The organism is Bradyrhizobium sp. USDA3010 (assembly GCF_056429065.1).
In genome coordinates this window covers 143092-155480 of the sequence record NZ_JBWJZD010000008.1, presented here as the reverse complement: position 1 = coordinate 155480, position 12389 = coordinate 143092, and the positions used below count along the sequence as shown (strand labels likewise).

Below are 12389 nucleotides of genomic sequence, written 5' to 3'. Positions count from 1 at the left end.
GCGCAAATTGGCCAGGTGCAGTTCACCCTCCGAGCGCGCGGAAAAGAAGCACGACGCAACTGCCTGCGGAAATGGCAATCGGCACGCGGGTGGCGACTGGCTGGCATCTGGCATCGAGTGATGGATGCCCTTGTTGCGGCTCATGGCGGTACGGATGATTGATGGTGCGTCGTCCGGTCGCGAGACGGCTTGCTTTATGTTTTTCGGTCGGTTGGTTTTTGCATAGTCGGTGCGTCATCGCAGACCCATAGTGCCGGCTAGCGCGACCGCCCCCTGCTGACATTGGCGATAACCGAATCCCGACAGGAGAAGTAGAGATGACGACTGCAAGATCTGTTCAGATAGCCGGGCTGCTCGCCGTGACGGCGGTATTGGGCAGCATGGCAACTGCCAATGCCCAAACCGCACAAGCGCCGTCCGCGTTGAAAACGATTGGCACGCCGTCCACCGCAGCCAAGCCTGAGATCGTTCCCTCGCTGTTCGTGCTCAATTCCCGTGGGGCGACGTTGCAAGGCGAGACGCTGGTGCTGACGGGCATTGCCCCGAGCTCCATCATATTCGCCGACCGCCCGGTGCGATCCGCCGGTCATCAGCCCACCGCCGACGTCATCGGGGAATGGGGATCAGGTGACGACAGCTTTGCCAAGAATCCACCGAACGCGACCGTGTCGGTGCTGGGCAAGGACGGCTTGGTCAAGGACGCGGTCGTGGTGCTGAAGAATCCGAAGCTCGAGGGCGACAAGCTCACCTTCAATGTCCAGACCCTCGAAGGCGATCTGGCAGGTGCCGACGGCGCGGCCGCGCTCTTCATCGATATCATCGGTCGGCCATTCACGCCGCTGTCGTTTGCCGGCGTCGCCCGCCGCACGGCATTCAGGGGCGCGATGTATGCAGGTGCGGTCGGAGCGGCCGCGTATGGAGCGGCTGCCTACTACCACCCGTACGCCTACGCCTATCCCCGTCCGGCCTGTGGCTATTACCCGTATCCGCCCTGCTACTGACGTCGGCCGATCGGCAGATGGTCATGCGCCGTCTGCTGCTTCAGCTTCCAGAAAGATTTTGGAAACCAGAAAGAGCTTGTCATGACAACGACCCGCCGTTCTTTCACGATCTCTGCATTTGCAGGCAGCCTCGTTCTCTCCAGCCTCGTACTCACCTTGCCTGCCGCGGCCCAGGTGTCGCCGGCTGAAGCGCAGCAGATCGCGACGGATGCCTACATCTACGGCTATTCGCTCATTACAACAGAAGTTACCCGCGTTCAGATGAGCAGTGTGCCGAAGGTTGAAGGACTGAAGGGGCCGCCCGGGCAGTTCATCAACGTTCCGCGCTACCCGCCGGCCGATTATCGCGGGGTATCGGCACCCAATGCCGACACGCTCTACTCGCTCGCCTGGCTCGATCTGACTGAACCGCAGGTCTTCAGCCACCCGGACATGGGCAACCGCTTCTATCTGTTCGAGGTCGTCGATCTCTGGATGTCGGATTCCGAATCCTCGCCAAGCAAGCGCACGGCAGACGGCAAGGCGGCGAATTACCTGTTCACCCCTCCTGGCTGGAAAGGTGAGGTGCCGGCTGGTGTGAAGCACTTCCCCGTGGCGACGCGCCACATGGTCATTCTGGGCCGGACCTACGCCGATGGGACAGAAGAAGACTACAAGGCCGTCAACGCTCTGCAGGCGCAGTACAAGATCACGCCGCTTTCCGCCTGGGGCAAATCCTACACGCCGGTGGCGCCGCCGGTCATCGATCCCGGTTACAGCATGACCGATAAGCCGCAGTCGGTGATCCTAGCCATGGGAACGGAAGGCTATTTCAACCTGATGGCCAAGCTGATGGGAGGGGTTGCCCCTCCGGCGACTGACGACGGTGCGATGCTCGCAAATATGGCGAAGATCGGCATCGTGCCCGGCAGGCCGTTCGAGATGAGCAAGCTCGATCCGGCCGTGCAGGCCGCGCTGAAAGACATTCCGCAATCCGCGTTGAAGAAGATCGAGGGAAACAAGGATAGCCTCGGAGAGACGGTGGACGGATGGGTTGTAACAAAGGGGCTCGGGACCTACGGGCCGGCGACCTACACGAAGCGCGCGGTGGTGGCCGCGTTCGGCTGGCCCGCCAATCAGGAGCGCGATGCGGTGTACCCCAACACCCAGGTCGATTCCGCCGGACAGAAGCTGACCGGCGCGAACAAGTACACCCTGACCTTCCCGAAGGACGCGACGCCTCCGGTCAACGGCTTCTGGTCGATCACCATGTATATGATCGATCAGGGCTGGTGGTTCGTTCCTAATCCGTTGAACAAGTTTACCGTCAGCATGCGCGACAATCCCAAGTTTAATGCTGATGGATCCCTGACGCTCTATTTCCAGAACGAGTCGCCCGGGAAGGACAAGGAAGCGAATTGGCTGCCCACTCCGAAGGGCGACTTCCTCCCGATGCTGCGGATGTATTGGCCGAAGGAGACCTCTCCTTCGATTCTGAATGGGAGCTGGAAAGTGCCAAAGGTGGTGAAAGTCGACTGACACGGGCGCTTGACGGATCTCATTACGAAACTCAGTTGAAAGGCATCCTCCGATGAACATCACTCGACGCAACCTCACCCTAGGCGGCATCAGCCTGTTGGCCGGAGCGTCCGCGAGCACCGTCAGCCGCGCCGAATTCGGCTCATTCCTCGGGATCGGGGAGGGGATCGAAGACTTCATGCTCGCTACCGACGCCTACATCTTCGGATACCCACTGGTGACGATGGAGATGACGCGGCGCGTCATCACCAACGTCGCGTCACCAGTCGGAACGCGTGGTCCGATGGGCCAGATCATCAAGCTGCGGCAATATCCCGACGCATCGTTCCGCGACGTTACTGCGCCGAACGCCGACACGCTGTACACGACGTCGTTTTTCGACGTCGGCAAGGAGCCGTGGGTCCTCAGCACTCCCGATATGAAGGGTCGCTATTTCCTGTTGCCCATGCTGGACGGCTGGACCAATGTATTCCAGGTGCCGGGCAAGCGTACCACGGGTACCGGCGCGCAGACCTACGCAATCACCGGCCCGGGCTGGAAGGGCACGCTGCCGCCCGGGGTCAAGGAGTACAAGTCGCCCACGTCTATCGTATGGCTGCTCGGGCGCATCTATTGCACCGGCACGCCGGAGGATTACGCCGAGGTGCACAAGCTGCAGGATGAATTCAAGCTGGTACCGCTAAGCTCGTATGGCAAACCCTATGTGCCGCCGCCGGGGACGGTCGATCCATCGATTGATATGAAGACGGCGGTGCGCGAGCAGGTCAACCGGATGGATGCAGTGGCGTACTTCACGCTGCTATGCAAGCTGATGAAGGACAACCCGCCGTCGGCGGCGGATGCGCCGCAGCTGGCGAAATTCGCCAAGCTTGGTATCGTTCCGGGTCAGGACTTCGATGCGAGCAAGCTCAAGGCGGATTTCGTCAAGCGGGTGCCTGAAATCGCGGTCGACCGGATCATGCTCCAGTTCAAGGTCAACAAGGCCGTTACGGACGAGAACGGCTGGACGTTCACGACCAAGACCGGCATCTACGGGACCGACTACTTGATGCGCGCCCTCATCACCGCGATCGGGCTTGGCGCCAACAGGCCGCAGGATGCGGTCTATCCGACTTCACAGAAGGATGCCAAGGACCGCAAGTACAACGGTGCCAACAAATACGTGATGCGATTTCCGAAGGGACAGCTGCCCCCGGCGGAGGGATTCTGGTCGCTCACGATGTATGATTCCGGCTATTTCTTCGTCAAAAATCCGCTCAATCGCTATTCGATCAGCGCGCGCGAGAAGCTGAAGTCGAATCCGGATGGCTCGATCGATCTCTACATCCAGAACGAATCGCCCGGCAAGGACAAGGAGTCCAACTGGCTCCCTGCACCCTCCGGCGATTTTATCCTGATGCTGCGCATGTACTGGCCGCAGGAGAATGTCCCTTCGATCATCAATGGCTCCTGGAAGATCCCGCCGGTGAAGAAAGTCGCCTGAACCAGCGGAGACGTCGGCGCTTCGGTGCCGGCGTCTCATCCGCAACCAAAAAACGGAATGGAGTGCAAAGTGCGCAGGGCCATGATTTTCGCAACGATATTGTCTGCGGCGGCGTTTCCAGTTGCCCGCGCCCAGGTCGATCTCAGCACCTATGCCGACGCCAACGGGTTCCTGAACGTACAGAAATTGACATGCGCTCAACTCGCCGGGACCTGGCAGGGCGACGCCGACCGGCTGACGGCCTGGTACAGCGGCTGGTACAACGGACTCGCTCGCAAGCACTACATGGATATCGTCAAATCAAAAGAGGCCGAGCACGAAGTCATCGTCTATTGCAAGGCGAACCCTGATCAATTGATCATCGAGGCGATCGCCGTCGTGTTCAGGGACATGCGGGCGAAGCTGGGGATTGAAATGAAACCCTGAAATCCGGCGGTTTGCCGCTGCAACTGCCCAATTCGGTTGCCACAGGGGCGGATTTTGCACAGTGTGCCAAAAGGACATCGGTGCAGAACGGCTGTTTGCGAGCCGCGCGCAGGAACTAATCTGATCGCATCCGGGACTTGCTTTTCTCGTCGAGGGGGCAGCGGCAAACAGCCAATGATCGTTCTGTCATGCGCACCATAGCTGTCGTCGATGACAATCCCAGCTTGCTGCAAGGTCTAAACCGCCTTTTGTCCGTCCACGGCTTTCACGTCAGCACCTTTGCATCGGCGGAGGCTTTTTTGGAGGCCTATGTCGAGTGCGAAGCGGATTGTTTGCTCCTCGATATACACCTTGGCGGAATCTCGGGCATCGACCTGCAACGGCAATTGATCGCGTCAGGTAGGGAATTACCGGTCATTATGATGACCGCCATCGATAATGAGGTCACCCGGCAGGAGGCATTCGACGCGGGCTGCATTGCGTATTTAAAGAAGCCGTTTCTATCAAAACTGCTCATCGATGCCATCGGCAGGATTCCCTGAGGAATGGAGGTCAATTTCTTAACGATTGCCGGGAATTGTCGCGGAAGTTGATGTTTATCTCTCCCTGGGCGCTGGGCAAGTCGAGTGGGATTGGGTTCTCGGTCATGATGTGACATGACGGATAAATGGCCGCCTTATTGCATGATCACTCGAATACTTTTCAGTTCGATCGTTCTGCTCCTGGCGATGACCGGTGCCGCGCTTTCCCAGCCGAAGCGGATGCTGATTGTTGATTCCGTCGGCCGCGATTTTTCGCCGTGGGATGATTACGCACGAAAGATCCGCGAGGAGTTGAAGCTTCAGTCGAAAGATCCCATCGATATCTTCGAGGTGTCGCTGTCGACGGCCCGCTTCCCCGACGGGAATGAAGACGCCTTTGTCAGCTATTTGAATGCGGTGTTTTCCGAGCGCAAACTCGACCTGATGATGACGATCGGGGGTCCCGCGGCTGCGTTCTTTCAGAAGAACCGGCAAAGGATCTTTCCCTCCGTCCCAACCCTCTATGCGGCCTTTGACCAACGAATGTCTCCGAAGATATCAGCGACGGACGCGATGGTCCCGGTTTCGGTCGACATATTCGGCACGCTCGATCAGAGTCTACAGTTAGTTCCGGAGGCGAATAAAGTCGTCATCGTGATCGGGAATTCTCCGATCGAGAAGCGTTGGCTCGAGGAGATGCACAAGCTGTATCAGCCGCTGACAAACCGGGTCGAGATAACCTATTTCAACGAACTATCGCTAGAAGAGATACTCAAGCGGGTGGCCGTCCTGCCACCCCGGACCATCATCATCTATGGGCAGATGTTGGTGGACGCCGCCGGCGTCGTGCACGAAGGCGGTCATGCCATAGATCGGCTTCACGCGGTCGCCAACGCGCCTATTTTTTCGGAGCAAGACACGTTCTTCGGCCGAGGGATTGTCGGCGGCCGGATGTCGGACATAGCCGACATCAGTCGACAGACCGCCGCAGTTGCGGTGCGGATCCTGGCCGGGGAGTCGCCGGGCGGCATCAAAACGCCTCCGATCCCCGCTGCATCGCCGAGATACGACTGGAGAGAGCTAAAGCGCTGGAACATCAGCGAGAGCCAACTGCCGCGAGGGAGTCGGGTAATGTTTCGCGTGCCGAGCGTGTGGGAGCAGTATCGGCTGGAAATGTCGGCTGTTACAGCCGCTATCCTGCTGCAGGCCGGTATCATTGGGTTGCTGCTGGTCGAGCGGCGGCGACGCGTAGTCGCCCAGGCGGAGGCGACCAGTCGTCGTCAGGAGGTCGTCCATCTGAATCGGGTCACGACCGCCAGCGTTCTGTCATCATCGATTGCGCATGAACTCAATCAGCCGCTCGGAGCGATCTTGAGCAATACCGAGGCCGCGCAGATGTTGCTCAAGGCTAATCCACTTGATCTGGCCCAGCTCGGCGAAATACTCTCCGATATCGTCCGGGATGAGCAACGCGCCAGCGACATCATCAGCGGCCTGCGGAATCTGCTCAACAACACAGCGGAAGCCGATCTGCGGACGCTCGATTTGAACGACACCGTGCGCGACATCGTCAAGATTGTGTCTCCTGAAGTCACGAGGCGGAGAGTGTTATTGCGCACCATACTGGCACCGGAGCCATTGCGGGTACGCTGTGATCCGATTCATCTGCAGCAAGTCATCATCAACCTTGTGATGAATGGCGTGGACGCGATGGAGGGAGTGGCCAGCCCGCACAATCTGACGATCCGAACGGCCCGGGCGGATGCCGACGGAATCGAAGTCCAAGTATCCGACTCCGGCCCCGGTATTCCCAATGACAAGCTGGCAAGCATCTTCGATGCGTTCGTCACAACAAAGTCGCATGGGACCGGGCTGGGTCTCCCAATCGCGCGAACGATACTTGAGAGCTACGGAGGCGAGCTCTGGGCCAAGAACGGTAGTCGAGGTGCGGTGTTCTCGTTTAGGCTTCCGCTGGCCAGGACTTGAGCGAACGACGAGCGATCGCGCTCACGGAGCCCGATGAATCCTAAAAACTAAATTGCGATTTCAATGGTATAAGAGTTCGCAGTTTTGTTCTGAATGGCGGCCAACCTCACAAAAACCTGGACGCCGCAGGTTTAAATCCTGCCCCCGCAACCATTCCACGCCACGACAGTCGCATCTGCGATCCTGTACGGTGGGTCACGATTTGGAGCATGCAAGTACAAATTGCGCGAAGGACCATCCAGTAGCACGACATCGCCTTCGTCCCCGGCCTGAACGAGGACCTGGCGGCAACCGCGGTCTAGGGCAGCCAGCAGGTCGGCCTGTTTCCCGGCGCCAAGGTCGATGGCGTGTTCGGCATCTGGTACGGGAAGGGGCCGGGCGTCGATCGCTCGGTCGATGCGCTCAAGTATGCCAACGCGACCGGCACCTCGCTCAATGGCGGCGTGCTGGCGCTCGCCGGCGACGATCACGGCTGCCAGTCCTCGACGCTGGCACATCAGAGCGAGCAGGTGTTCGCGGCGGCGCTGATCCCCGTGATCAATCCCGCCACGCTCCAGGACTATCTCGATCTCGGCCTCTATGGCTTTGCGCTGTCGCGCTTCTCCGGCTGCTGGGTCGGCTTCATGACCATTGGCCCATCTGAAGGGCACGTCTGCAAGCTGACATAGCTTGGCGTCCCCCCGATGCTCTCCTGCGAGATGCAGTTCGCCCGGCTCGGCGCTGGGAATTTTGACCACTGGCCTCCCAGTTGTTGGCGCGCTTTCTGTTCGTCACTGATGCATCTTTTTAGCGATTGATCGACCGAGAGCCCGGCAGTGGCCGCCACATCGAGCTTGCAGCTCCGGGCGATGTCGAACCTCGGAACTCCATCTGCGACCGGAATGACCAATTGCCAACCCAACACGATCATCGAAACGCCGAGAGGCATGATGTTTCTCTTCATAAGGCGCGATAGAGCGAGAGCCAATGCGCAGCTTGCGCCAATTTGGACCCATTGCAGAGCCGCCGCCTATGCAAAAACCGACAGGGGGAGCGCCGATCAGGCCGATTCTGCGGCGTCTAGAGCACGCCCTTGGCTAATAATTCTCCTTAGCGACCGCCATGAACGCGAGAGGACTGCCATCGCTGAACGGTCTGGAGCAAAGTACGGCAGAGGTCCGTCCGTTCTCTTTTTTGAACGAAGGATCGAAAAGGACCGCGCGAGAGTTGAGAAATTCTGTGGGACTTTGGCTATCGCGTGCGTGTGAAGAGCGGCTGCGCGACCGCCGCCGACCACAGGGTGGCGACGCTTCGGCGAGCACGGGTTGAGCTCAAGAAAGATCGCCGCGGACCCGGACCGCGGCCTATTGCGGATTCCATTTGCCGCGAAACTCTCTCGGCGTAACTCCGGAAAAGCGTCGGAAAGCGCGCGTGAAATGCGCAGGGTCGGTGTAGCCCGAGGAAAATGCGACATCGATAATCTTGGCATTCGTGTCGCGCAGAAGTTTAGCGGAATTTTCAAAGCGGACCCCGTCGAGCAGGTCAGAATATGTAACGCCGGCGCTTGATAGCTTACGCTGAAAGCTCCTGATGCTGATGCCGGCGATCTCCGCGATTTCCGCGATCGTTGGAACTCTATCGTCCAGGTAGGATGGTAGCATCAGTTTGACTGCGGAGACGATTTCGTGGCCGGACGGCCCAACGTCGTCGTTATATGAAGGCGCCCGCGTCTCGCTTGCGAGATTGGGGAGATCGAGGAAGGAAGCGGGAATATCGATCCACGAGGAATTCTGACCCGAAATGAAGCGGGTATTTTGCCAGAACGACCGGGTCTCAAGGCTCGGTTCGTAGCGGGCTTCGAAGGCCATCGTCGCCGGTACCCAGTCGGGGCCGGAAAATTGCCTTACGATATTCATCATGTAAACGTTCTGAAGCCACTGCGAATGCTCAAGATGCGGCATCCTGGCCGTGCCCGCGACCTTGCTGCAAATCCTTACGTGATTGTCGTTGCGCTCCAGCCACACGCTCACAGTCGTGTCTTCAAGCGACGCCCATTTGCACAGTTGCTGTAAGGCAATGAACAGTGTCGGCGAGAAGCCGATGATGACGCGCATTTTTTCGCTCAGGTGACAGAATTGCAGCCGGCGCGCGGCTTGAAATCCAATGTCTGTGATGCCTTGCGATCGCTGTGCGGCTTCCGCGAAACGTAGGGCCAGCAGGATTGGGATATAGTGCTCGGGCTTTTCCTCCAGAGAAGCGGGAAGGCGAAACTTGGTCAGCAATGCCTCCGTTGGAGCACCGATCTCATTACAAATGTGAGCGACAGGAATAATGAATTGGCAACGAGTTAGAGGAAGTACGGTCATTTTTTCGGTTCTCGCGCAAATATTGATTTTATTTAGTGATGATTTCACACGTTTCCGGCGCGGCCTGGCTGAATTGCCGGAAGCTTAATGGCTCCCGGTTGGCGTGTATTGCAAAAAATTTACCCGCTGCATTGGGCGAAGAGGCTTGGCTGGCCAATTGGGTGCCAGCGCGCTTCGGCTTTAACTTGGCGGCTTATGGCAAGACCTCCGGCGTTTCTCCCACTATGCTCCAGCAAATGGAGGGTTAGACGAGGCGTCTCGGCTCTCCACCACATGTCTTCGGTCCCATGAAGCCTGTTCACATCCCTTCCCGATATTCGGTGCGGGCGGCGATCGCTGCCTCACTGCGTCATGGTGACGCAGCGCTTCAACGCACCGCATTCCAATTAGGGATGAGCCCGCGCTCGTTGCAGCGGCATCTCGCTGGAATGGGCACCAGCTACAGCGACATGATTGCGGAAGTGCGCCTCGATACGGCCTGCTACCTGCTTCTGGAATCCAACAAACGCATATCCGAGATCGCCCGGCGCCTCGGTTATGCGGGAACAAGCAGCTTCAGCCGTGTCTTTATGCGTTTGACAGAAATACAGCCCGTGATCTATCGGCGGCAGCACGCTGTTCAAGGAAATGACGAGTGCCGACCCGGGAAGGAGCCGCATACGGGCGATCAGCAGAAGCCATCGCGATTGGCGCGAAATGGCAAGACATCTTCGCCGCCAGGCGGGAGTAACGTCACACCCTCTCGACAAGGGAAAAGACAGCGCTCTGACGGCACTGACTGAAGAACGTTGGCGTTAGCCTGCCACCCGCGACCGACAGGACCAACGATGTTCATCATTCTCGTCTGATTTGGCTGGCATTTTCAAAGTTCAAGTTGATACGCCTGACCTAGTCGTCCGGAATCGTCGCTGCCCTTGCTGGCATTGCCATTCTCGCCGTCTTCATGGCGATGCTGAACTATCTCACCCCCAACGGGCGGGTCGTGGTCGCATCACGCGTCGTGGAAGTGACGCCGAACGTCAGAGGTGAGGTGATTGCAATCCAGGTCAAGCCAAACGTGCCGGTGAAGGCCGACGCGATCCTGTTCGAAATCGACCCGGCGCCGTTTCGATACAAGGTTCGTCAGCCTGAAGCCGCACTAGTCGCCGCTCAGCATCAGGCCGAGGTGCTGAAGGCGAATTACGATCAGGCCGATGCCAATGTGGCGGGTCTTGAAAGGCAGGTCTCGTTTCATGAAAAGAGGTTGACGATATCGCGTCCTTGACAAACAGCGGAGCCGCCACGTCGTTTCGTGAACAGGACACGCGCGAACAGCTCGATATTGCGATTGCTCAGTTGCAGTCCGCAAAGGCGCAACAGTAGGGCGCGAGGGTCTCGCTCGAATCGTCGATCGGCGGCGTCAACACCACCGTACTGCAGACTAGCGCACAGTTCGATGATGCAAAATGGGAGCTTGAGCAGACGACGATCAAGGCGCCGTCGGACGGCTATGCCGGCGTCGTGGCGCTCGCGGTTGGTGCTCGCGCCTTGCAGGCGCGTGCGGCGATGTCCTTTATCATAGAGTCGGACGCATTGTCGGTGTGTTTTCACAGAATGGCTTTTGCACCATCAAGCCCGGCGCACGGGTCAAACTCGTTTTCGACAATGACCCGGGACGCATTTACGAGGCCAGGATCACGGAGATTCCGGAGGGCGTCGGGCAGGGTCAGATTGCGGTATCAGGGACGCTCGCTCGTGTCGGATCAATCGGCGGTGCGAGCGCATATCCCGCGGTGATTTCGATTCCAGCGAATGTAGACCGCTCCGTCTTGCGGCTCGGTACATCGGGCACTGCCACGGTGTTCGCCGAAAATGCGGGACCCATCGGGCTCATTGCCCTTATCGTGCTCTGGATCCAGTCGTACACGGCTTATCTGTAAGGATTCGATCCGATAGCCGTATGCGAGGGAGTGGGTGTGTCCGGCAACCGGAGATGCAGCGTCGGGTATAGCTTCCGCCCGTCAAGCCCGATCGGCGGGCAGCCGTGCTCCGGCGATCCAAAAGCGTGCAACCCGCGTCACCTTATCGAGCGCATGTCTTGCCGTCTCGACGATTTCACCGGCTTCGCGATCCGACAGCGAGAATTAGCGAAGGTCGGCGACCATTGGCGTGAAATGGCAAGACATTCTCCTCGGTTGCGATGAAATAGCTGGACGAAAACCACTCCCGGTGCTCACCGGATGCCAGCACGATCGTCTGGGTTGGGGCGGAGAGCACGATACGGAGACCCGGCAGCCGAGGTGCCCCGTTCGAGGGACGACGTCGGTTTGCCGCCGTACGGAGAGGATACAGAAAGGTGAACCAATGACAATACTGCGTGCCGCTGTTCTCGCCATCGCCGCCGCTGGCATGGCGTGTGTGCCGACGATCCTTTCCGCTCAATCGGCAGCCGAACCGAAGCCGCACATACCGTTGGAGAAATCCATCGGACAGTCGAGGCCCGAGGTCGTTCCGTCCTTGTTTGTTCTCAACTCTAGGGGCGCCGTCCTGAAGGACGGAAAGCTGGTTCTGGCCGGAGTTGCTCCAAATGCTATCGTATTCGCGGATCGTCCTGTGCGGGCCGCCGGACATGATCTGACGGCGCGGATCGTCGAGGATTGGGGCAACGGCAGCGACAATTTCGCAAAGGATCCGCCGAACGCTACGGTGTCCGGATTCAAGAAGGACGGATCGGCCGTCCTCGACGCGGTGGTTGTGCTGAAGTCGCCGAAGCTCGAAGGAGACAGGCTGACTTTCGATGTCGATGTGCTCGAAGGTGATCTGGCGGGAGCCGATGGACCGGCATCGGTCTTCATCGACATCATTGGTCGGCCGCTGACGCCGCTGTCGTTCGCTGGTGTTGCCCGCAGAACGGCCTGGCGCGGCGCTTACTATCGCGGAGCTGCTGTTGCGGGGGCGGCGGCTGTCGGAGCGGCTGCTGTGGCCTATCCTTATTACTACGCGCCTCGCTGTGGCTATTACCCCTATCCGCCTTGCTACTAGGCTTCCGCGCGAAAGTTCGAACAACCTTATGGCATGAGTAGACGGCGGGCGGTTGCGGTCATGAGCATATGGCAAACTACTCGTTCCT

At 58.9% G+C, this 12389-nt stretch carries 11 protein-coding genes and 1 pseudogene; 11 read left to right on the top strand and 1 reads right to left on the bottom strand.

Features of this window, described 5'->3' with window-relative positions:
- The first annotated feature begins 317 nt into the window (after positions 1-317).
- From AC066Y_RS15395 to AC066Y_RS15365, 7 genes and pseudogenes are all read left to right on the top strand, one after another.
- The gene (locus AC066Y_RS15395) at positions 318-1001 is read left to right on the top strand and encodes a hypothetical protein (protein ID WP_478274600.1); all 684 of its coding nucleotides are present in this window, start codon (positions 318-320) and stop codon (positions 999-1001) included.
- Positions 1002-1082: 81 nt separating this feature from the next.
- On the top strand, positions 1083-2519 hold the full coding sequence (locus AC066Y_RS15390; RefSeq protein WP_478274599.1) for a DUF1254 domain-containing protein: 1437 nt from the start codon (positions 1083-1085) through the stop codon (positions 2517-2519).
- Positions 2520-2571: 52 nt separating this feature from the next.
- Complete coding sequence (locus AC066Y_RS15385) at positions 2572-4002, top strand: DUF1254 domain-containing protein (RefSeq protein WP_478274598.1); 1431 nt, start codon at positions 2572-2574, stop codon at positions 4000-4002.
- 81 nt (positions 4003-4083) lie between these two features.
- Positions 4084-4428 (top strand): HdeA/HdeB family chaperone, encoded by a 345-nt coding sequence (locus AC066Y_RS15380; RefSeq protein ID WP_478274597.1) that lies wholly within the window; start codon positions 4084-4086, stop codon positions 4426-4428.
- 188 nt (positions 4429-4616) lie between these two features.
- Positions 4617-4970, top strand: coding sequence for a response regulator transcription factor (locus AC066Y_RS15375; RefSeq protein ID WP_478274596.1), 354 nt, complete (start codon positions 4617-4619; stop codon positions 4968-4970).
- A gap of 114 nt (positions 4971-5084) precedes the next feature.
- On the top strand, positions 5085-6935 hold the full coding sequence (locus tag AC066Y_RS15370; RefSeq protein WP_478274595.1) for a sensor histidine kinase: 1851 nt from the start codon (positions 5085-5087) through the stop codon (positions 6933-6935).
- A 245-nt stretch (positions 6936-7180) separates the two neighbouring features.
- Positions 7181-7567, top strand: a pseudogene (locus AC066Y_RS15365) (indolepyruvate ferredoxin oxidoreductase family protein); the annotation flags it as partial.
- A 711-nt stretch (positions 7568-8278) separates the two neighbouring features.
- Here AC066Y_RS15365 and AC066Y_RS15360 read toward each other — a convergent pair.
- On the bottom strand, positions 8279-9280 hold the full coding sequence (locus AC066Y_RS15360) for an AraC family transcriptional regulator (RefSeq protein ID WP_478274594.1): 1002 nt from the start codon (positions 9278-9280) through the stop codon (positions 8279-8281).
- A gap of 287 nt (positions 9281-9567) precedes the next feature.
- On the opposite strand from AC066Y_RS15360, the gene AC066Y_RS15355 reads away from it, so the two are divergent.
- The 4 genes from AC066Y_RS15355 (at position 9568) to AC066Y_RS15340 (ending at position 12301) form a co-directional block, all read left to right on the top strand.
- Entirely contained in the window at positions 9568-10062 is a 495-nt protein-coding gene (locus AC066Y_RS15355; RefSeq protein ID WP_478274593.1) for a helix-turn-helix domain-containing protein, read from the top strand.
- Between the two features lie 161 nt (positions 10063-10223).
- The gene (locus AC066Y_RS15350; RefSeq protein WP_478274592.1) at positions 10224-10544 is read left to right on the top strand and encodes a hypothetical protein; all 321 of its coding nucleotides are present in this window, start codon (positions 10224-10226) and stop codon (positions 10542-10544) included.
- Positions 10545-10860: 316 nt separating this feature from the next.
- Positions 10861-11199 carry a hypothetical protein gene (locus AC066Y_RS15345; protein ID WP_478274591.1) on the top strand — a complete coding sequence of 113 codons (339 nt, stop codon included), beginning with the start codon at positions 10861-10863 and terminating at the stop codon, positions 11197-11199.
- A 424-nt stretch (positions 11200-11623) separates the two neighbouring features.
- Positions 11624-12301: a hypothetical protein gene (locus AC066Y_RS15340; RefSeq protein WP_478274590.1), complete on the top strand. Its 678-nt coding sequence runs from the start codon at positions 11624-11626 to the stop codon at positions 12299-12301.
- Positions 12302-12389 lie beyond the last annotated feature (88 nt).